This window comes from Herbiconiux sp. FW305-C-125 (assembly GCF_058783455.1).
The window spans coordinates 244,735-265,359 of sequence record NZ_JBYSYO010000001.1 but is presented as its reverse complement, the minus strand read 5'-3'; the positions used below and the strand labels follow the sequence as shown (position 1 = coordinate 265,359).

Genomic DNA, 20,625 nt, shown 5'->3' with positions numbered 1-20,625 from the left:
GGCACCACCGCATCGAATGGAAACCCAGAATGCAAAGCAGACGGCGGATCACGGGATCAGCCCCTTGAGAACCCAGACGACCTCGAAGCCATCCGCATCATTCAGCCTGCGAAGACCAGAATCCTCGAGCAGGCCGTGTCTCCGGTACAGGTCACTGCGACGCTTCCGAGGGGTCTCGTACCGAACCTCCGGGAAGCCGCTGCGTTCCTTTTGCTGAAACGAATACGCCTTATCCAGTTCAGAGTCGGTTAGGCCCTCAACGCCAGCGAACTGAAAAAAAGCGAGAACGATCCTTTCCAGCCGCGATAGTTTCTCTGACGACCGGTCGGCAGCCGCATGAGACGTGTCCGGATCGGTTGCGCGGGCTCTCGGCTGGTCACCGGCCAGGTAGATCGAAGGGGTAGAAGTGGACATCAGGACTCCTCAGTGATCAGCTCGAAGCCACAATCGGCCAAGCTCTGATCGGTCACGAGATAAGGCGTTACGCCAAACAGGGAATGCGCCTCCGCGCGGTAGATGCCGCCGAGGGTCTTGAAAGCACCGACATCCGACGCGAAACCGGTCACATGCAACTCGGCGTCACGGCTATTGCGATACAGCCCGTTCTTCATTTGGTTCGATCCCTTCGTCTACTCGGCGTAATTGATCGAGGCGTCAAGGTCTTCGTAGACGCTTCGCACGCGCTCCAGGTCACCGTCTTCGAGTGCCCGCTCAAGCGACTTGCACCAATCGGCCAGCGTCGTGTGGTCAAACCAGACGCCCGTCTCTTCCTGTGTTGCCATTTCGTGCTCCTTACACGGTGGGGAAAGAAGAACCCCGCCACCCTCAGGGGAAAGGGCGACGGGGCGGTATAAGAAAGGGACGAGCCAACCCGAAGGTCAACCCGTCCCCCAAGAACGTGCGGCGGAAGCTACCGGAGCGTTATCCAACAACGATCCTCATCAGCGAGGTCGTAAATCGCATCCAGCACAGCATCGAAATGCTCCACATCCTCGGCATCCTTGATCTCGTCCCAGAGAATCCAGAGTTCGTCATCGTCGGAGTGAGCCACAGCCCGGAACCAGGACGAAGCCTTGAGCGCCGACGCGAACTCATCGCGCTTCTGCACGAATGTCAGGCCGTCATCTAGCTGAGCGAAGAACTTGTACTTCCAGACGTTCTTGCCGCTAGCACGAAGCGCAGCGGCCGTCTCATGGTTACGGACGATCGATTCGATGGTGCGAGGCATGATGCCCTCCTTTCACTAAAAGTGATTATGACCTGAGGAGTGACTGGACGGTATGTGGGGCTGCGTGGCTAACGCAGCTTGTAGTACGGGTGCTTCACCTCGACGGGCTTAGCGTCATGCATCTTGCGTCGGTGCTTCCGCAGTTCCCGTTCGGCTTCTTCTCTGAGCGTCCATTCGCCCAAATCAAGCCACTGCCCATTCGTGCACTGACAATCGAGGCAAGCGGCCCAGAAACCCTGCTCAGTAGGTGCGACCGGCATTGTCTTCTCCGTCCTCCGGTTAGGAGAGGCAGGTGTGGTCGAGCTTCACGAACATGGTGATCAGCTACCACACGTCACAGGCCAACCCGGAAAGAACGAGATCATCACCTGCCTCAGTGCTGCGCCGGGAGTTCGAATCCCGCACCTTCACCCCGCAAGGATCTTGATGAGCCGATAGTGCGCAGCCCCGGCCCCCCGCCCGTCCTAGCCACCTGACAGCGCCTCTACGCCCGATGATGTGACCGTGTAGCAGCGTCCCCTGCGAAAGCAATGAGGTAGGGACGCCCCCGTAATGCGGGAACCAAAACTTGTGTGTCGAGACCACTCAGGTCTCGCTTACTTGCCCATGCTCGACGGGGTTCACCGTCAGCGCTTGCCGTCAGCCATATGGAGCCTGATCTACTGCGACGCGGGGCCTGCTGTGGAGTTGTCAACTTGCTGTCGTGCAGCCCCCGAAACCGGTCAGGTTCAAGGCGCGACGATTAGTGCCCTAGACGCCGACGAAAGCGACTGGGGCTGAGATGCCGGGCTACGGCCTGTACGGAACTTGCTGTTCGATCAGATCCAGGTACCGCTTCTCCGCGAAGAGCAGAGTGTCGAAACTCGCGTCGTTGATACGCCCGTACTTCGACGCCACATGAGGGGCCTCGTCGTGCCTGGTGTGCTTCTCGATGTAGTCGAACAGCACCGGGTCCGCCTCGAACCACTCATGGCCCAAAGCGAGATCAGCGAACTTCGCGTGCATCTTCCGCTCCATCGCGGGACCACCACGCTTCCAACCCAGCAGTTCCATCTGGGTGAAGCGCTGGTTACCCAGGGCGTATAGACGTGAGTACACCTGCGTGGAGAAACCGATCTTGATCTCCCCGGTGCGTTCCGCCTGAGCGAAGTACACCGGCACCTTCGCGCAATAGCGAAGCTGCTTCTGCACACGCTCCAGGCATGACTCCCAGTGGCGGGTGTTGACGACAGGCGCGGTCTTCACGATGCCCTCCGCAACTTCGGCTTAGCCGCCGGCAGGTACGCCCACGGATCGACGGGTTTAGTCATGTGCTCGCGCACAGTGGATGGGAAGAACTTCCAACGGGAGCCGATCTTGAAGCCCGGGATCTGCCAGGGCTCCGGCTCTTGCTCTGCGACGTTCACCGCTTTGCGGTAGACGCTCTCTTTGGATGTCTTGAGAATGCGGGCGATGCCGATGACATCGACCGCCTCCTCTTGTTCGGTGCTCATGCTGCACGGCTCACTGACGGCTCGGTGACGATCTCGAACGCTTCTCCGAGACCAAGGGTGAAGGTCTCGCAGAGCGCTGCCATGAAGGCACCAGACGGGGTACTGCCTGCATCGACGCGTCGGAGGGTTGTCCGATCAACGCCCATCATGCGTGCCTGGTGCTCTTCGCTCGGGATGTTCCGAACCTCACGGAGCCGGGCGAGTAGACCGGGTTTGATCTGGAGCCTGCTGGCCACTTCGCCTCCTTTGGTTCGTGTTGCTTGTCGCAATTCTGCCACGCACTGTCGCAGATGTACAGCACTTGAACGGACAATGACGCATTTCTGCGACGCATCTCCGCGGTATTTGAGGCGAATGCGCTTGACAATGATGCAAAAGTGCTACAAGCTTCAACATGTGAATGAGACTTACGGCACGTACTTGAAGGGCTACCTCCCCGCGCGCAGTATGCGCGAGATGGCGAAGCGGATCAGCAAAGATCCCGGAACCCTGGCACGGGAGCTAAGGGGAGAGGTCAACCCATACACCGTGGCTGACCTGTGCCGCGTCTACGAGAGACCGGTAGTACCAGCCCTCATCGAGGCTGGGATCATCACTGCGGAGGACATCGCAGAGATGTCACTCGATATGGCCCTTCAAAACGCCACCGACGCCCAGCTTGTTCGCGAGACCCTTCGCCGCGTTGAAGCCGGAGCGGCTAGCGAGACCATCACGGAGCCTGTCCCACTGTCTCTCGTGCCCGATGTCGGTGGTCGGGTGCAGAATCCTGACCTATACACAACGGAACTCAATGCGGAACTGATAGCGGCTGCAGAGAAGCAGGAGCCGCCGTCGCAGGAGAAGGACAACCTATGACTATCGCTGATGCCTACGCCGGTACGACCGCCTACATGTTCGGCCGGGATAGCTTTTACGACGGCCCTTGCGCCCGGCGATACGATCCTTACGCTCACGCCGAAGACTTGGGTATCCCGGTCATCTATCGCGAATTGCCGCGTGATGATATCGATGCGTGTTACTCGGAAGAACACCACGCGATCTTCGTTCGGCCGAACCTTCACGGCATCGTGGAGCGCTGTGCCATCGCCCACGAGATCGTTCACTTCGAACATGGCGACGTTGGCGACGATAAGAAGCAGGAAGATCGAGCCGATCGCATTTCCGCTCGGCGTCTCGTCCGTCCTCGTGACGTTTACAACGCTCTCGAGTTCACCAACGACATGGAGCGGGTGGCCCTCGAGATTGAGGTCACCGAGAAGGTGATGACAATCTTCATCCGCGAGTTCGCGAACCGCTAGGCGACGATTTCGCCCAGGGGTGTCAGGCTGGATGGCAGCACGTTCTCCATGACCTCAGCCAGGACCCGCGCTGTCGTATTCTGCATGTCTGGCAGCAGGTGCCCGTACAAGTCGACGGTGGTCGTGATGTTCTCGTGGCCGAGTCGGTGCTGGATGTAGGGGAGCGGGACTCCCTTCGCGATGAGCCACGATGCGTGTGAGTGGCGGAGGTCGTGAACCCGTGGCTTCTTGCCAATCGGTTTGACGCCCTCTGCGGCGCACCTTTCGGGATCATTCGCGGCGGTGATGGCGGGCACCCATGCTGCCTTGTGGAAGCGCTCGGACCACATGCGATTGCCGGACAGTTCGCCCTTGAATATCAGCTCATTGCCGCCCTGACGGTCACCAAGCGCCGCTACAAGCTCCGGCCACAGCGAGATTGTACGGATGCCCTTCTGCGTCTTGGGCGGCCCCAGGACGGGCGTGCTGCTGGCGCTCTTCTGCCATGCCTTCTCGATATGCACCATCGGCGGGTTCGTGGCCGTGTCGATATCGGACCATGTGAGCGCAGTTGCTTCACCCCACCGCATCCCGGTGCCGGCGAGCATGAGCGTCAGCGGCTTGTAGTGGGCCGGGATGAACTTCATGATGATCTCGAACTCGTCCTTGGTCACGAACGTGACACCTGCGCGACGCCCTTTCGTGAGGCTCGTTCCACGTGCCGGGTTCGATTCGATCCTCTTCGCCTCGACAGCCGCCGCGAGGATGGCTGAGAGCAGCCCGTGGTAGTTGCGAATGGTCTTCGCCGCCACCTTGCGGTCCTTGTGACGGGTGGATGGCTGGTCTTCCTGCCAGGTCACCCACGCGGCCACGTCCTGCTTTGTGATGGCGTCGATTGGGTACGGACCCAAGATCGAAAGAAAGGACCGTTCAGCGATCTGCCGGTAGCCGTTGCGGGTACCTGGCGTGACGCCGGAAAGAAGCCCGGTTGTTGGGTCGAGGTACTTCTCGGTGAACTCGGCCAGGGTGGGGGAGACGGACACGTTTCGGGCCGCGCGAGCTCGGAGCGCTGCTTCGCCGCCGATCCGGTCTACGAGGTTTCCGAACTTGAGAGCTGCGGCTTCATCCGCGAACGACTCCTGGGTCATCCGTCCTTTGATGCGGAATTGGACGCGCCAGGTGACGTCTCCGTTTGCTTTGCGACGGGCGGTAACGCTTGCCATTGTGAGCCTCCTACTGTGAAACGTAGGCACAACCACCGACAATGTAGGCCGAAATGTAGGCACGTCATCTGTCGGAGGCTAACTTCCGCGTGATTCCGGGCCTGTTTTGGAGGGGATGACGGGAATCGAACCCGCGTGATCAGTTTGGAAGACTGAGGCTCTACCATTGAGCTACATCCCCATGAGGGGCTCACACCCCAGCACCCGAACATCGTAGTACAGCTTCGGAAGCGCTGTGTGTCGGCCCGTGGGCGTGCAGTAGACTTGCCGAGGCCATTTCGCCGCCGGGGCGTAGCTCAGCTTGGCTAGAGCGCCCGCTTTGGGAGCGGGAGGTCGCAGGTTCGAATCCTGTCGCCCCGACACGACGCCGAACCTCAACTCATCAACAAGCCAGATGGCATCAGGAGAGACCCCAACGTGAAGACCACGGTCGAAAAGCTCAGCCCAACGCGTGTGAAGATCGCGATCTTCGTGACCCCCGACGAGCTGAAGCCCAGCATCGATCACGCTTACAGCCACATCGCCGAGCAGGTGAACATCCCCGGCTTCCGTAAGGGCAAGGTGCCGCCGCCCATCATCAACCAGCGCGTCGGCAAGGAAGCCGTGCTGGAGCACGCCGTCAACGACGGTCTCGACGGCTTCTACCGCGCCGCGGTCACCGAGAACGACCTCCGCCCGCTCGGCCGCCCTCAGGCCGACATCGTCGAGTGGCCGAAGGCCGCCGACTTCTCCGGCGACCTCAAGCTCGCCATCGAGGTGGATGTGCGCCCCGAGATCGAGCTGCCCGACTACGAGGGTTACGAGGTCACCGTCGAGCCGGCCGAGGTCACCGACGCCGATGTCGAGGAGGAGCTCGAGCGCCTCCGCAGCCGCTTCGGCACCCTTGTGACGGTCGACCGCCCGGCCAAGACCGGCGACTTCGCGCAGCTCGACCTCGTCGCCACCGTCGACGACGTCGAGGTCGACACCGCTTCGGGCATCTCGTACGAGATCGGCTCGGGCGAGCTCCTCGAGGGCATCGACGAGGCTCTCGACACCCTCACCGCGGGCGAGACCACCACGTTCGAGGCGCCGCTGCTCGGCGGCGAGTACGCCGGCCGCGACGCGCTCGTCACCGTCACGCTCAACTCGGTCAAGGAGCGCGAGCTGCCGGATGCCGACGACGACTTCGCCCAGATCGCCAGCGAGTTCGACACCCTCGACGAGCTCAAGGCCGACCTGAAGACCCAGGTCGAGAAGCAGAAGGCGTTCGGCCAGGCATCCGAGGCCCGCACCAAGATCGTCGAGTCGCTGCTCGAGAAGGTCGACGTGCCGGTGCCGCCCGCGCTCATCGAAGACGAGGTGCACCGTCACCTCGAGGGCGAGAACCGCCTCGAGGACGAGACGCACCGCGCCGAGGTCACCGAGTCCTCGACCAACACCTTCAAGACCCAGATCCTCCTCGACGCGGTCGTCGACCGTGAGCAGGTGAAGGTCTCGCAGGACGAGCTGACCCAGTACCTCGTGCAGTCCTCCGCACAGTACGGCATGGACCCGAACGAGTTCGTGAAGATCCTCTCCGAGTCGAACCAGATCCCGGCCATGGTCGCCGAGGTCGCCCGCAACAAGGCGCTCGCGATCATCCTGTCGAAGGCGAAGGTCGTCGACACCAACGGCAAGGCCGTCGACATCTCCGAGTTCACCACGCTCGCGGCCGACGACGAGGGCGAGAACCTCCTCGACGCCGAGGCGGCCGACGACCACGCCGACCACGACCACGCGGGGCACTCGCACTAGTCCCCAGCTCGACGAAGGGCCTCTCATCCGGTGACGGATGCGGGGCCCTTCGTGCGTTCGCCCGACGAGCGACCCGGAAACCCCACGAATCTGGGATGGTTCCGGCTCAGGCCCGGCGCGAGGCTGGAGGCCGTGTTCCAGCTGTCCTCACCTCGGTTCGTGCCCACCCTCCGCCGCGCCGTCGCGCGCATCACCGTGACGCTCGGCGTGGCCGCCCTGCTCTCCGCCGTCGTCGTGACGCCCGTGCTCCCGACTGCAGCGGCCGCCGAGTCCGAAGCGTCGGCCACCGACCCGGGCGGCGTCTGCGCGTGCGGCGCCGTCGGCGACTTCGTCGACCCGGATGAGGGCGTGCTCGCCCGCGTGGTCTACACGGCCCCGCGTGAGGGGACGTCGCCGGGCGGCCGCTACGACATCGTGGCCGGTGACACCAGCACCTCGATCTACCGCGGAGCCGATCGAACCCGCCCGCTGCTGACCCTGTCGACGGTGGGCGCCGACTACCGCTGGGGCTTCAGCCCCGACCAGGACCGGTTCGCGGCGTGGTGGATCGACAGCAACCGCCTCTTCGGCTACGCGCTCTACGACCTCAGTGGCGGGAACGGTGCGCGCCAGATCGCGGGAGAGTCGGGCCTCACCGGAGTCTCGAGCGCCAACCTGTCGTTCAGCCACAGCGGCTCCCGCTTCCTCGTGGGCTATTTGCGCAACGCCACTGCGATGACGCTGAAGGCCTTCGACGCCCGCACCGGCAGCGCCCGCTTCACCGAGGACATCGCCATCCAGTTCCCGCCCGGCGACCCAGGCGGCGGGGGCGACCCCGGCGCGTCGTCGCCGGCCGAGAACTTCGAGGTCTCCGTGGTGAAGAACCAGCCGCTCTTCGACGTCACCTGGGACCCACCGCATTACATCGGTGACGGCGCCGTCACCGGATACGTGCTGACGAGCGACCCCGAGGCGCCGGCCGGAGCGCGCATCAGCGAGGTCGGTGAACGGCACCTCCGGCTCAGCGGCTTCACCCCGGGCGTGCGGTACACCTTCGCGTTGCAGCTCGTGAACCCGGCCGGCAAGAGCGCAGCGGTCGAGTCGCCGCGCGTGAAGATCCCGCTGCCGAAACCTCCGAAGGCCGCCGAGTTCGGCGCAGGCGCGGATACGGATGCGGATGCGAGTGCGGACGTCGAGGCGCTCGCCGCCGCGTCGAGCGCCGCCTGGGGGTTCAGCCCCGACGACGACGACCGCTACCTCATGCTCAGCACGGTGGAGAACGGATTCACGCGCGTGCGCGTCATCGATCTCGAGACCGGATCGACGACCCTCGAAGAACGCGTCACCGCCGCGTCGGCGCAGTGGGGCTTCAGCCCGTGCGGCGAGGCGTTCGGCTTCATCCTGTCGCCGCCGACAGGCGCGAAGGACGTGAAGGTGCTGAGCACGGCGACCGGCGCCCAGCTCGGTGCGACCGCGAAGGCCACGGGCCGCACCGTGCGACTCGGCGTGTTCGGCGACGACGAGCAGGGCATCCTCAGCTACCTGCTCATCGTGGGCGACAAGGCCACGGTGATCGCTCGCGTGACCGGCGGCGACTGCGGTGACCCCGATCCGGACCCCGACCCCGGTGAGGAGCCGCCCGCGACTCCGGCGAAGGTGACCGCGCAGGGTGGAGCCGGCCGCGCGGTCGTGACCTGGGAGTACCCGGCGGATGCGCCCGCGGCCGACCGGTTCGAGGTGCAGGTGATCGTCGACGGCGCCCCCACCGACACCGTGACCGTCGACGGCTCCCGGCGGACGGCGCAGATCGGTTCGGGATCGAGCGCCGTCGCGGCCGGGCAGTACTCCTTCGCCGTCACGGCGCATCGTGGAGACGTCGCCGGCGAGCCATCCGCCCCGACCGCAGCGGTTCCGGTCGGCGGAGCGGCGGCGTGCGGACTGGTGACCTGGACGGCCGGGCCCACCTCCGGCACCGCGCGGGGCGTGCCCACCGCGGGCGGGGTCACCGCGTCGCTGCAGTACTCGATCGAGGGCACCGCCGTCACGGTGCGTGACACGAGCACGCGTGCGGGATCGAGCAGGCCGGCGTCGAGCCTGGATGCGGGCGCGCCGGGCTGGGCGTACGAGCATCCGGCGAACTCCACCGAGACCCGCGAGCACGTGGTCTACTACCCGGGCTGGAACGACTACCTGCTGACCGTCGAGGCGCGGGATGCGGCCGGCGCCGTCTCCCTCGCCGCCGTCGTCGTGCACGTGGCGCCGTCGCGCGCCCCCGCGAACGACGCCTTCGCGACCGCCACGCCCCTCACCGGCACGTCCGGCGACCTCGCTGGGGTCAGCACCTGGACCACCTGCGAGACCGGCGAACCGGGAACCGCGGATGGCGCGATCTACACGCAGTGGTTCGAGCTCACCCCGCAGCGCGACTCGCGGCTCGTCATCGACGGCTACCACCCGGCCATCGCGATCTACCAGGGCGACGATCTGGCGTCGCTCACCGACGTCACCCAGCAGCTCGGCACCTGGCCGAACCTCCGGCAGAGCGCCTCGCTCGATGCCGGCACGAGCTACCACGTGCAGATCGCGGCCGAGGCGGCCTCACCCGACTTCTCGCTCCCGTGGCAGCTGTACGAAGCGCCGGCGAACGACGATCGCGCCGAGGCGAGCGTGATCGATCCGTCGGGTGCGTCGGTCTACAGCGTCGACCTCAACGGCGCGGGGGTCGAACCGGGCGAGACGAACAGCTGCGAATCCTGCCGGACCGTCGCATCCGTGTGGTTCACCTGGACGGCCACCACCCACGAGTGGGTGACGGTGCACTCGGCGGACCCGCTGGCGGCGCTGGAGTTCTTCGTCGCCGACCCGGATGCGCCGCTCGGCGTGAGCGCGATCGACGCGACCTGGAAGAAGAAGGAAGGGCACAAGGCCGGGATCGAGCAGCAACCCGGGACCACGTACTACGTGCGGATCGCCAACGACGCGGTCGATCACCTCGCGCACGGACCGGTCGATCCGTTCCCCGTGAGCTGGCACCCGGCGCCGGCCAATGATTACATCACCGCTGCGCAGACGATCGAGGGATCGTCGGGTGCCGTGGCGGGTTCGAACCGGTGGAGCTACCTGGAGTACTTCACCGGGACCGACGCCGAGGTGCGTTCGGGCGTCGTCTGGTACCGCTGGCAGGCGGATCGGACCGGGCCGGTGAGCTTCACCGTCGACACCACCGAGATCGCCCGTCCCGAGGTGTACGTCTTCGACGACGATCCGGCCGACCCGACCCTGCTCGCGCCGTCGGAGGTGCAGACCACCGACGGCGACGCCCGCCCCCGCACCACGTTCGAGGCCGTTGCGGGGACGAGTTACCTGCTCGCCGTCTCCGGGCACTGGACGGGTGGCTACTACGGACCGCTCGAAGGCGACTTCACGCTCCGCTGGGGCGCCGCGACCCTCCCCGGCGCGGCCACGGCGGTGACCGCCCAGGAACTGCCCGGCACCGACCGACTCTCGGTGGAGTGGGAACCCGCCGACGACGGCAATGCCGACATCGTGCGGTACGAGGTGACGGTGACGCCTGACCTGCCCGCGGGCGGGACCGTTCTGGTCGACGACGACCTCCGATCGGCGGTCGTGAACGGGGTGGCGCCCGGTGAGACCTACATCGTGCGCGTGGTCGCGGTCAACGTGCTCGGCGCCGGTCCCGAGGCCGTGTCGGCGCCCGTGACGACCTCGGGTGGTCCGCGCATCCGCACCGGGCTGATGACCGCGACGGCGGGCGAGCCGTTCGAGCAGGCGCTGGAGGTGACGGGTGGCACGATGCCGTACGCGTTCGTGCTCGTGAACGGGCCCGGATGGCTGCGGGTCGACGCCGAATCCGGTGTGCTCTCCGGCACCCCCGACGCGGCGGGTACGCATCCGGCGACGGTGCAGGTCACGGACGGCGACGGCCGCACGGCGGTCGGCGTGGTGACGATCGAGGTGACGGCGCCCGGGCCGGTCGACCCGGGTGAGGACCCGGGCGAAGACCCCGGCGATCCGGTGCAGGGGATCGACGGCGACGCCGTGCCAGGCGGCACGCTCACCGCGTCGCTCGTCGGGTTCGCGCCGGGCAGCACCGTCGACGTCTGGTTGCACTCGACGCCCATCCCTCTCGGTGCCGTGCGCGCCGACCCGGCGGGCGTCGCCCGGGTGACGTTCGTGGTGCCGCCGGAGTTCCGCGGTGAGCACCGGGTGGAGGGCATCGGGATCGGCCCCGACGGCCTGCCCCGGGTCACCTCGGTGTCGTTCACCGTGACTGCAGAAGGCGATGCCGGTTCGGCTGCGGGCCTCCCCTCCCTGCCGGTGACCGGGGCCGCGGGGCTGGTCGGGTGGGTCGCGGGGGGCGTGCTCCTCCTGACCGGCGGCCTGGTGGCGGTGCTCGTCCTGCGCCGCCGGGAGCGGATGCGCGCCGGCGGCTGAGGGCGCCGGGCTCTGCCGACGGCGAACACGTGCCCCGTCGCACGTTCACTCCAGTAGATTCAAACCACTGCAAGTGAATTGGAGCGACACACATGGCCGAAACGGCTCTTCCATCCAGCGTCTTCGACCGTCTGTTGAAGGACCGCATCATCTGGCTCGGGTCTGAGGTTCGCGACGACAACGCGAACGAGATCTGCGCCAAGATCCTTCTGCTCGCGGCTGAGGACCCCAAGCGCGACATCTACCTCTACATCAACTCTCCCGGCGGCTCCATCACGGCGGGCATGGCGATCTACGACACCATGAAGTTCGTGCCGAACGACATCGTGACCGTGGGGATCGGAATGGCCGCGTCGATGGGCCAGTTCCTCCTCACCTCCGGCACCAAGGGCAAGCGGTACATCACGCCGAACGCGCGTGTTCTGCTGCACCAGCCGCACGGTGGGTTCGGTGGCACCGCATCCGACATCCAGACCCAGGCGCAGCTCATCCTGAGCATGAAGCAGCGCCTCGCCGAGATCACCGCCGCCCAGACGGGCAAGACCGTCGAGCAGGTCAACGAAGACGGCGACCGCGACCGCTGGTTCAGCGCGCAGGAGGCGCTGGAGTACGGCTTCGTCGACCACGTTCGCGAGTTCGCGACCGACGTGGCCGGCGGCGGCGGAACCGACGCCTGAGCACCGATCCGAGCTTTCGAGAGAACAGGGAACAGAACCAATGGAGACACCCACCTTCGGTGCGAGTGCATACCGCAACGGCACGATGCCGACGGATCGCTACATCCTGCCGAGCTTCGAGGAGCGCACGGCCTACGGGTTCAAGCGCCAAGACCCGTACGCGAAGCTGTTCGAGGACCGCATCATCTTCCTCGGCGTGCAGATCGACGACGCGTCGGCCGACGACATCATGGCCCAGCTGCTGGTGCTCGAGTCGCAGGATCCGGATCGTGACATCGAGATGTACATCAACTCGCCCGGTGGCTCGTTCACCGCGATGACGGCGATCTACGACACGATGCAGTACGTGCGCCCGCAGATCCAGACCGTGTGCCTCGGCCAGGCGGCCTCCGCCGCGGCCGTGCTGCTCGCGGCCGGCACCCCCGGCAAGCGGCTCGCGCTGCCGAACGCCCGCATCCTCATCCACCAGCCGGCCACCGGCCAGGGCGGCGGCCAGGCGTCCGACATCGAGATCCAGGCCCGCGAGATCCTGCGCATGCGCGAGTGGCTCGAGGGCACCCTCTCGAAGCACTCCAACCGCACCCTCGAGCAGGTCAACAAGGACATCGACCGCGACAAGATCCTCTCGGCCGACGAGGCGCTGGAGTACGGCCTCATCGACCAGGTGCTCTCCTCGCGCAAGAACGTCCCCGCGCTCGTCAGCTGACACCGCGCGGATGCGGGCCGCTCGCGACCCCGACCAGGACTGGTTGACCGACAGCCGGGCCATCCGGAAGATCTCCTTCTTCCCGGATGCCCCGGCTGTCGCCGCATCCTGGCCCCTCACGGTGCCCGCGGTCGCCCAACTGCACGAGGACGGGCTCGAGCTCGCGCCCGGGATCACCTTCCTGGTCGGCGAGAACGGCAGCGGCAAGTCGACGCTGCTCGAGGGCATCGCGATGGCGTTCGGCTTTCCGGCCGAGGGCGGCTCACGCAACGGGGGCGCGTCGACGAGGCGCAGCGAGTCGCCGCTCGGCGAGTGGCTGAAGCTCCAGCGCGGCGTTGTGTCGCCGAAATGGGGGTTCTTCCTCCGCGCCGAGACGATGCACGGGTACTACAGCTACCTCGAGGCGCTGCCCGGCTCGCCCGACGGCGACCTCCATGAGATGAGCCACGGCGAGTCCTTCCTCGCCCTGCTCGAACGCAAGATCGACTCGCCGGGGTTCTTCTGCCTGGACGAGCCGGAAGCCGCGCTCAGCTTCGGGTCGACGCTACGGTTCATCGGAGCGCTGGATGCGCTGGCCAAGGCGGGCGCGCAGGTGATCTGCGCGACGCACTCGCCGGTGCTGGCGGCGCTGCCGGGGGCGACGATCCTCGAGGTGGGTGAGTGGGGCATCCGCGAGACCGAGTGGGACGACCTCGAGCTGGTGCAGCACTGGCGCGGATTCCTGAACGCACCCGGGAGATACCTGCGGCACGTCATCGATTGAGTCACGGCGCGAGCGAATGTGGCGTGGGTGGCGGTGTCTGTCGGGGGGACGGGTTAGGCTCGTCAGAACACAGTGTTGAGGAGGCTGGGCATGGCACGCATAGGAGAGAGCGCCGACTTGCTCAAGTGCTCGTTCTGCGGAAAGAGCCAGAAGCAGGTTCAGCAGCTCATCGCCGGCCCAGGTGTGTACATCTGCGACGAGTGCGTGGAGCTGTGCAACGAGATCATCGAAGAGCGTCTGTCCGAGGCCAGCGAAGAAGCGGCCGGCGAATTCGAACTGCCGAAGCCCAAAGAGATCTACTCCTTCCTCGAGGAGTACGTCATCGGGCAGGACGCCGCGAAGCGCGCCCTCAGCGTCGCGGTCTACAACCACTACAAGCGCACCCGCGCCCGCACGGCCATCGTCTCGGCCGAGCAGCAGGCGCAAGAGGTCGAGATCGCGAAGAGCAACATCCTGCTCATCGGGCCGACCGGATGCGGTAAGACCTATCTCGCGCAGACCCTGGCGAAGCGGCTCAATGTTCCCTTCGCCGTCGCTGACGCGACAGCGTTGACCGAAGCGGGCTACGTCGGCGAAGACGTCGAGAACATCCTGCTGAAGCTCATCCAGGCCGCCGACTACGACGTCAAGCGGGCCGAGACGGGCATCATCTACATCGACGAGGTCGACAAGATCGCCCGGAAGGCCGAGAACCCGTCGATCACGCGCGACGTGTCGGGCGAGGGCGTGCAGCAGGCGCTGCTGAAGATCCTCGAGGGCACGGTGGCGAGCGTTCCGCCGCAGGGCGGGCGCAAGCATCCGCATCAGGAGTTCATCCAGATCGACACCACGAACGTGCTGTTCATCGTGGCGGGCGCCTTCGCCGGCCTCGAAGAGATCATCTCGCAGCGCGCCGGCCGCCGGGGCATCGGCTTCAACTCGCCGCTCTACAGCAAGAAGGCCGAAGCGAGCCTGTTCGGTGAGGTGCTGCCCGAAGACCTGCACAAGTTCGGGCTGATCCCCGAATTCATCGGCCGCCTGCCCGTCGTCACCACCGTCACGCCACTCGACCAGACGGCGCTCATGGCCATCCTGACCGAGCCTCGCAACGCCCTGGTGCGGCAGTACCAGCGCATGTTCGAGCTCGACGGGGTGGAGCTCGACTTCGACCACGACGCGCTCGAGGCCATCGCCGACCTCGCGGTGCTGCGCCAGACCGGCGCCCGGGGCTTGCGCGCCATCATGGAGGAGGTGCTCGGGCCGATCATGTTCGAGGTGCCCTCCACCGATGAAGTGGGGCGCGTCATCGTCACCCGCGAAGCCGTGCTCGAGAACGCGGCGCCCACGATCGTTCCACGCAAGCCACGGCGTGAGGAGAAGTCGGCCTAACCGAGGGCCAGGCTCGTGCGCCGTAGGGCGCGCGGATTCATCAACCCGGTGCTCCGAAACAGGGGGAGGGGCCCCGGCCGGGGGAAGGCACGCTCATCATCCAACCGATATCGGCAGGGATCGTCTCTGCCATCACGGGATTCGCCAGTTCGTTCGTTCTCGTCGTCGCCGGCCTCCACGCCGTCGGTGCGACGGACAGTCAGGCCGCCAGCGGGCTGCTCGCCGTCTGCGTGATCAGCGGGCTGTGCTGCATCCTGCTGGCCTGGTCGTTCCGCATGCCGATCTCGTTCGCGTGGTCGACACCGGGCGCGGCATTGCTCGTGGCCGCGGCGGCGACCACCAACGACTTCCGCGCTGCCGTCGGCGCATTCCTGGTCTGCGGCGCGCTGATCGTGCTGTGCGGGCTCTGGCCCGCGCTCGGCCGGGCGATCACCCGCATCCCGAAGCCGCTCGCGAGCGCGATGCTCGCCGGCATCCTCTTCCCGATCTGTCTCGCGCCCATTCAGGCGTCCGTCGAGATACCGTGGCTGGCGCTGCCCGTGGTGCTGACCTGGCTCATCTGCTTCCGGTTCGCGCCGCGCTGGGCGGTGCCCGCGGCCATGGTGGTCGCGGCGATCGGCATCGGTGTCACCGCCGGCACCGGCTGGCTCTCCGAGGCCAGCCTCGCACCGAGCCTCAGCTTCGTGCTGCCGGCGTTCGATCCGCTGGTGATCGTGAGCCTCGGGCTGCCGCTGTTCATCGTGACGATGGCGGGCCAGAACGTGCCTGGTTTCGCAGTGATGTCGACGTTCGGATACACGGTGCCGCCCCGACCCGCCCTCCTCGCCTCGGGCATCGGCACCATGACGGCCTCGTTCTTCGGCGGTCACGCCATCAACCTGGCCGCGATCACGGCGGCCATCATGGCCGGCCCCGACTCGCACCCCGATCGAAACAAGCGGTGGGTCGCTTCGGTGACGGCCGGCATCCTGTACGTCGTCTTCGGGCTGGCGGCGGGCGTCGCCACCGCCCTCATCTCGGCGGCACCGCCCATCCTCATCACCGCGGTCGCGGGTCTGGCACTGCTGGGCGCATTGGTGGCGGCGGTGTCGAACGCCATCGAGGAGCCGGCCCACCGTATCCCGGCCATCGCCACCTTCTTGGTGACCGCGTCCGGCGTCACCATCGTGAGCATCGGATCGGCGTTCTGGGGTCTGCTCGTCGGCGGTGTCATCATGCTGTGGAGCGCCTTCCCGTGGCGGCGCCGCACACCGATCGAAGGAGCTTGAACACCGTGCAGTACACCCGCCTCGGCCGCTCCGGCCTCGAGATCTCAGCGATCGTGCTCGGCTGCATGAGCTACGGCGACCCCGCCCGCGGATCGCACCCGTGGTCGTTGCCCGAAGACGAGTCCCGCCCGTTCTACCGCGCCGCGCTCGAGGCAGGCATCACCACCTTCGACACCGCCGACAGCTACTCCGCCGGCTCGAGCGAGGAGATCGCGGGCCGCGCGCTCGGCGAGTTCGCGCGCCGCGACGAGATCCAGATCTTCACCAAGGTCTATTTCCCCTTGCACGACGGGCCGAACAGCCGCGGACTCTCGCGGGCGCACATCCTCGATTCGATCGACGGCAGCCTGCGACGGCTCGGCACCGACTACGTCGACCTGTATCAGATCCACCGTTGGGACCCGGACACGCCCATCGAAGAGACGATGGAAGCACTCAACGACGTAGTGCGCCAGGGCAAGGCGCGCTACATCGGCGCGAGCTCGATGTGGGCCTGGCAGTTCGCGAAGGCGCAGCACACCGCCGAGCGGAACGGCTGGACCCGGTTCGTCTCGATGCAGGACCAGTACAACCTGTTGCAGCGCGAGGAGGAGCGGGAGATGCATCCGTTCGCCCTCGATCAGGGTGTGGGCGTGCTGCCGTGGAGTCCGCTCGCGCGCGGGCGGCTCACCCGTCCGTGGGGCACCGAGACGACACGCACCGGCACCGACGAGGTGGCGAAGCGCATGTACGGGCAGGCCGAGGAGGCCGATCACGCCATCGTCGACGCCGTCGGCCGGGTCGCGGATGCGCGGGGCGTCACCCGCGCGCAGGTCGCCCTGGCGTGGGTGCGCCAGCAGGAGGCCGTGTCAGCGCCGATCGTGGGCGCGACGAAGCTGCACCAGCTCGAGGACGCGATCGCGTCGGTCGACCTCGTGCTCGACGCCGAGGAGCTGGGCGCGCTGGAAGCGCCGTACACGCCGCGCCTGCCCGAGGGCTTCTGAGGCGCAGCTCAGGCGCCGGGGGTCACCACCGCAGCGTCCGCATCCGCGTCGTACTCGATGACCGTCTCGTCGTCGAGCTCGACCACGGGTTTGCCCTCGAGCCAGGTCAGCGTCCAGCTCCAGTCGTCGGCCTTCACGCCCTGTTCCGCCAGCTCGCCCTCGACCTCGTAGATCGCGTCGATCACGGCCTGAGGCAGCCGCGAGGGCGGCTCGTCGCCGACCAGCCAGCGGGTTCCCAACTGGATCATCACAGCGCCTTGTCGTACGTGACCCACTGGGTCTTCTCGGCCACGTTCTTGTACAGCGAGCGGGCCGTCTCGTTGTCTTTCGCCGTGATCCAGCGCACGATGCTCGCCCCGCGCGCCCGCCCCACATCCGCCACGCCCTCGATCAGTGCGCTCGCGATGCCCTGCTTGCGCTTCTCCGGCAGCACGTAGAGGTCGTCGAGGTAGATGCCGCGGTTGCCGGCCAGCGGCCGTGCGAACTCGCGGAAGTGTGCGAGCCCCACCACCTCGTCGTGCTCGTCGACGGCCACCAGGCATTCCACCTCGTTGGCGGGATCGATGATCCAGCTCCACACCAGCACGGCCTTCTCGTCGTGCAGCGGGGTCTCGTAGAACTCCCCGTACCCGGTGTACACGGCATGCCACGGGAAGAACTCGTTGCTCCTCACCGGTCTGATCTCGATCGGCATCGTCGCCTCCTGGCTCACTGGGCGCCCTCCGTCTTCTCGTCGGGCGCAAGAACTATATCGCTGACCGCCAGTTCAGCCGCTTCGGCGAACCGCAGTTCGGCGATGCGGCCCACCGCCTGCAGATCGGCGGCGGCGAGCTGCAGCTCGGCGATCTCCTCGGCGGAGCCGGCGATCGTCGCCGAGGCCACCGGGGTCTTCTGCGACGCCTTCGCATCCGTCTTCGCCCGGCGGATGCCCACCAGGGCGGTGCCGGCGAGGCCGAGCAGCGGGGCGTGCGCGGGCAGGCCCGCCGTCACGCCGGCGGGAAGCGCGGCCGCAACCGACGCCGGCCACGCCGCGTTGTGCACCGAACTCTCGTGCGTCCACGACCACACCTCCTCGGTCGCGAACGGCAGATACGGGGCGAACAGGCGCAGCAGCACATCGACGGCGGTCTGCAGCGCGAGCACGGCGGAGGCCTTGGCCGCGGCCTCCGATTCGTCGCGGTAGGCGCGCTCCTTCACGAGTTCGAGGTAGTCGTCGCAGAAGGTCCAGAAGAAGGTCTCGGTGACTTCGAGGGCTCGCGCGTGGTCGTAGTTCTCCAGTGCGGCAGTGGCCTGCCGCACGACCTCGTCGAGGGCGGTCAGCATGCTGAGATCGATGGGTTCCGTCACCGTCGTGTACCCCTCGGGCAGCGTGAACCCGTAGACGAATTTCGCCGCGTTGAGGATCTTGATCGCGAGGCGCCGCCCGATCTTGATCTGCGTGGGGTTCTTCTCGTCGAACGCCGCGTCGGTGCCGAGACGCGACGACGCGGCCCAGTACCGCACCGCATCCGAACCGTGGGCGGCCAGGATGTCGGCGGGCGTCACGACGTTGCCCTTCGACTTCGACATCTTCTTGCGGTCGGGGTCGACGATGAAGCCCGAGAGGGCGGCGTGCGCCCATGGCTTCTCGTCGGTCTCGAGCGCGCTGCGGAGCATCGTGGAGAACAGCCAGGTGCGGATGATGTCCTGGCCCTGCGGCCGCAGGTCGTACGGGAACACCATCTGCCAGAGCTCCTCGTCGCGCATCCAGCCCCCCGCCAGCTGCGGGGTGAGGGAGGAGGTGGCCCAGGTGTCCATCACGTCGACCTCGCCCTGGAAGCCGCCCGGCACACCGCGCTGGGACTCGTCGTAGCCCGGCGCGGCATCCGACGACGGATCGACCGGCAGCAGCTCGGGGGTGGCGAGGATGGGCTCGTCGAACACGGGGTTGCCGTCGGCGTCGAGCGGGTACCAGACCGGCAGCGGCACGCCGAAGAAGCGCTGGCGCGAGATGAGCCAGTCGCCGGTGAGGCCGCCGACCCAGTTCTCGTAGCGCACCCGCATGAAGTCGGGGTGCCAGTCGAGCTCGGTGCCGAGCTCGAGCAGCCGGGCGCGCAACGCCTCGTCGCGTGCGCCGTTCTTCACGTACCACTGGCGGGTCGACACGATCTCGAGCGGGCGGTCGCCCTTCTCGAAGAACTTCACCGGGTGGGTGATGGGCTTCGGGTCGCCGATGAGGTCGCCGGACTCCCGCAGCAACTCCACCACGGCCTGCTTGGCCGAGAACACGGTCTTGCCGGCCAGCTCCGCATAGGCGGCGCGACCCGCATCCGTCGTGATCGCATCCGGGGCGTCGCTCACGATGCGCCCGTCGAAGCCGATGATCGCGCGGTTCGGCAGGTCGAGGTCGCGCCACCAGATGACGTCGGTGAGATCGCCGAAGGTGCAGATCATGGCGATGCCCGAGCCCTTGTCGGCCTGCGCGAGGTGGTGGGCGACCACCGGCACCTCGACGCCGAACACGGGGGTGGTGACGGTGGTGCCGAACAGTGCCTGGTAACGCTCGTCATCCGGATGCGCGACGAGCGCCACACAGGCGGGCAGGAGTTCGGGCCGGGTCGTCTCGATGAAGACGGGCTCGCCATCGGGCTTGTGGAACGCCACCCGGTGGTAGGCGCCCGGCTGCTCCTTGTCTTCGAGCTCGGCCTGCGCCACCGCGGTGCGGAAGGTCACGTCCCAGAGGGTGGGCGCCATCGCCTGGTAGGCCTCGCCGCGCTCCACATTGCGGAGGAACGCCAGCTGCGACGCGCGCTGCGAGTCGGCCGAGATGGTGCGGTAGGTCTGGGTCCAGTCGACCGAGAGACCGAGGTCGCGCCAGAGCGCCTCGAACTGCTTCTCGTCTTCGACGGTGAGGCGCTCGCAGAGCTCGATGAAGTTGCGGCGGGAGATGGGCAGCTGGTCGGCGGCCTTCGAGCTCTTGTTGTCGCCGCCCTCGAACGGCGGGGTGAACTCGGGGTCGTAGGGCAGCGACGGGTCGCAGCGCACACCGTAGAAGTTCTGCACCCGGCGTTCGGTGGGCAGGCCGTTGTCATCCCAGCCGATGGGGTAGAAGACCCGCTGGCCCTGCATGCGGTGGTAACGGGCCACGACATCGGTGTGGGTGTAGCTGAACACGTGGCCGATGTGGAGCGAACCCGACGCGGTGGGCGGCGGGGTGTCGATGGAGTACACCGTCTCGCGCGTGGCGCCCTCGCGGGGGAACAGGTAGGTGCCCCGCTCGCGCCAGGCGGCATCCCACTTCGCTTCGAGGCCCTCGAGGGCGGGCTTGTCGGGCACGTTCGTCGTCACGGGGGCCTCCTGGCTATAGACGGCACCGTGTCAAGTGGAGAGGTGCCTCACTGTGCAGGCCAGTTTACCGAATTCGCTGTTCCGGGGCGCCCGTTGGTGTCC

At 66.8% G+C, this 20,625-nt stretch carries 21 protein-coding genes and 2 tRNA genes; 11 read left to right on the top strand and 12 right to left on the bottom strand.

Annotated features, from left to right (window positions below; translation table 11 throughout):
- Positions 1-48: 48 nt before the first annotated feature.
- The 7 genes from AC3WLB_RS01370 to AC3WLB_RS01340 form a co-directional block, all read right to left on the bottom strand.
- Positions 49-414, bottom strand: a complete 366-nt coding sequence (locus AC3WLB_RS01370; RefSeq protein WP_492502586.1) for a hypothetical protein — start codon at positions 412-414, stop codon at positions 49-51.
- Positions 414-611: a hypothetical protein gene (locus AC3WLB_RS01365; protein WP_492502584.1), complete on the bottom strand. Its 198-nt coding sequence runs from the start codon at positions 609-611 to the stop codon at positions 414-416. Before AC3WLB_RS01365 ends, AC3WLB_RS01370 begins: the two co-directional genes overlap by 1 nt.
- A gap of 18 nt (positions 612-629) precedes the next feature.
- Positions 630-782 carry a hypothetical protein gene (locus tag AC3WLB_RS01360; RefSeq protein ID WP_492502582.1) on the bottom strand — a complete coding sequence of 51 codons (153 nt, stop codon included), beginning with the start codon at positions 780-782 and terminating at the stop codon, positions 630-632.
- Between the two features lie 128 nt (positions 783-910).
- Positions 911-1,228, bottom strand: coding sequence for a hypothetical protein (locus AC3WLB_RS01355; protein ID WP_492502580.1), 318 nt, complete (start codon positions 1,226-1,228; stop codon positions 911-913).
- Between the two features lie 789 nt (positions 1,229-2,017).
- Entirely contained in the window at positions 2,018-2,473 is a 456-nt protein-coding gene (locus tag AC3WLB_RS01350; protein WP_492502577.1) for a GIY-YIG nuclease family protein, read from the bottom strand.
- Positions 2,470-2,721, bottom strand: coding sequence for a hypothetical protein (locus AC3WLB_RS01345; RefSeq protein WP_492502575.1), 252 nt, complete (start codon positions 2,719-2,721; stop codon positions 2,470-2,472). The genes AC3WLB_RS01350 and AC3WLB_RS01345 overlap by 4 nt, the downstream gene beginning before the upstream one ends.
- Positions 2,718-2,957 (bottom strand): hypothetical protein, encoded by a 240-nt coding sequence (locus tag AC3WLB_RS01340; protein WP_492502573.1) that lies wholly within the window; start codon positions 2,955-2,957, stop codon positions 2,718-2,720. Before AC3WLB_RS01340 ends, AC3WLB_RS01345 begins: the two co-directional genes overlap by 4 nt.
- Positions 2,958-3,117: 160 nt before the next feature.
- Between AC3WLB_RS01340 and AC3WLB_RS01335 the strand changes: the two genes are divergently transcribed.
- The gene (locus tag AC3WLB_RS01335; RefSeq protein WP_492502571.1) at positions 3,118-3,576 is read left to right on the top strand and encodes a helix-turn-helix domain-containing protein; all 459 of its coding nucleotides are present in this window, start codon (positions 3,118-3,120) and stop codon (positions 3,574-3,576) included.
- A complete protein-coding gene (locus tag AC3WLB_RS01330) occupies positions 3,573-4,019 on the top strand; it encodes an ImmA/IrrE family metallo-endopeptidase (RefSeq protein WP_492502569.1) in 447 nt (148 codons plus the stop codon). The genes AC3WLB_RS01335 and AC3WLB_RS01330 overlap by 4 nt, the downstream gene beginning before the upstream one ends.
- On the opposite strand, the gene AC3WLB_RS01325 is transcribed toward AC3WLB_RS01330, so the two are convergent.
- Together AC3WLB_RS01325 and AC3WLB_RS01320 are read right to left on the bottom strand one after the other, a co-directional pair.
- Positions 4,016-5,221 carry a tyrosine-type recombinase/integrase gene (locus AC3WLB_RS01325; protein WP_492502567.1) on the bottom strand — a complete coding sequence of 402 codons (1,206 nt, stop codon included), beginning with the start codon at positions 5,219-5,221 and terminating at the stop codon, positions 4,016-4,018. The genes AC3WLB_RS01330 and AC3WLB_RS01325 overlap by 4 nt on opposite strands.
- A 107-nt stretch (positions 5,222-5,328) precedes the next feature.
- Positions 5,329-5,402 (bottom strand) — tRNA-Gly (locus AC3WLB_RS01320).
- 104 nt (positions 5,403-5,506) lie between these two features.
- Between AC3WLB_RS01320 and AC3WLB_RS01315 the strand changes: the two genes are divergently transcribed.
- The 9 genes from AC3WLB_RS01315 (at position 5,507) to AC3WLB_RS01275 (ending at position 17,196) form a co-directional block, all read left to right on the top strand.
- Positions 5,507-5,581 (top strand) — tRNA-Pro (locus AC3WLB_RS01315).
- 57 nt (positions 5,582-5,638) lie between these two features.
- Positions 5,639-6,997, top strand: a complete 1,359-nt coding sequence (tig, locus tag AC3WLB_RS01310; RefSeq protein WP_492502565.1) for a trigger factor — start codon at positions 5,639-5,641, stop codon at positions 6,995-6,997.
- Between the two features lie 159 nt (positions 6,998-7,156).
- The gene (locus tag AC3WLB_RS01305; protein ID WP_492502563.1) at positions 7,157-11,431 is read left to right on the top strand and encodes a fibronectin type III domain-containing protein; all 4,275 of its coding nucleotides are present in this window, start codon (positions 7,157-7,159) and stop codon (positions 11,429-11,431) included.
- A 92-nt stretch (positions 11,432-11,523) separates the two neighbouring features.
- Positions 11,524-12,108: an ATP-dependent Clp protease proteolytic subunit gene (locus AC3WLB_RS01300; RefSeq protein WP_022895616.1), complete on the top strand. Its 585-nt coding sequence runs from the start codon at positions 11,524-11,526 to the stop codon at positions 12,106-12,108.
- Positions 12,109-12,148: 40 nt separating this feature from the next.
- A complete protein-coding gene (locus AC3WLB_RS01295; protein WP_022895617.1) occupies positions 12,149-12,814 on the top strand; it encodes an ATP-dependent Clp protease proteolytic subunit in 666 nt (221 codons plus the stop codon).
- Between the two features lie 10 nt (positions 12,815-12,824).
- Positions 12,825-13,577 carry an AAA family ATPase gene (locus AC3WLB_RS01290; protein ID WP_492502560.1) on the top strand — a complete coding sequence of 251 codons (753 nt, stop codon included), beginning with the start codon at positions 12,825-12,827 and terminating at the stop codon, positions 13,575-13,577.
- A gap of 90 nt (positions 13,578-13,667) precedes the next feature.
- Positions 13,668-14,945, top strand: coding sequence for an ATP-dependent Clp protease ATP-binding subunit ClpX (gene clpX / locus AC3WLB_RS01285; protein ID WP_022895619.1), 1,278 nt, complete (start codon positions 13,668-13,670; stop codon positions 14,943-14,945).
- Between the two features lie 35 nt (positions 14,946-14,980).
- Positions 14,981-16,213, top strand: a complete 1,233-nt coding sequence (locus AC3WLB_RS01280; protein WP_492504630.1) for a benzoate/H(+) symporter BenE family transporter — start codon at positions 14,981-14,983, stop codon at positions 16,211-16,213.
- A 5-nt stretch (positions 16,214-16,218) separates the two neighbouring features.
- Positions 16,219-17,196 carry an aldo/keto reductase gene (locus AC3WLB_RS01275; RefSeq protein WP_492502558.1) on the top strand — a complete coding sequence of 326 codons (978 nt, stop codon included), beginning with the start codon at positions 16,219-16,221 and terminating at the stop codon, positions 17,194-17,196.
- A gap of 8 nt (positions 17,197-17,204) precedes the next feature.
- Here AC3WLB_RS01275 and AC3WLB_RS01270 read toward each other — a convergent pair whose 3' ends face one another.
- The 3 genes from AC3WLB_RS01270 to valS are packed head-to-tail and all read right to left on the bottom strand — an operon-like array spanning position 17,205 to position 20,523.
- A complete protein-coding gene (locus AC3WLB_RS01270) occupies positions 17,205-17,444 on the bottom strand; it encodes a hypothetical protein (protein ID WP_022895622.1) in 240 nt (79 codons plus the stop codon).
- Positions 17,444-17,890 carry a GNAT family N-acetyltransferase gene (locus AC3WLB_RS01265; protein ID WP_022895623.1) on the bottom strand — a complete coding sequence of 149 codons (447 nt, stop codon included), beginning with the start codon at positions 17,888-17,890 and terminating at the stop codon, positions 17,444-17,446. The genes AC3WLB_RS01270 and AC3WLB_RS01265 overlap by 1 nt, the downstream gene beginning before the upstream one ends.
- Before the next feature lie 14 nt (positions 17,891-17,904).
- On the bottom strand, positions 17,905-20,523 hold the full coding sequence (gene valS, locus AC3WLB_RS01260; protein WP_492502555.1) for a valine--tRNA ligase: 2,619 nt from the start codon (positions 20,521-20,523) through the stop codon (positions 17,905-17,907).
- Positions 20,524-20,625 lie beyond the last annotated feature (102 nt).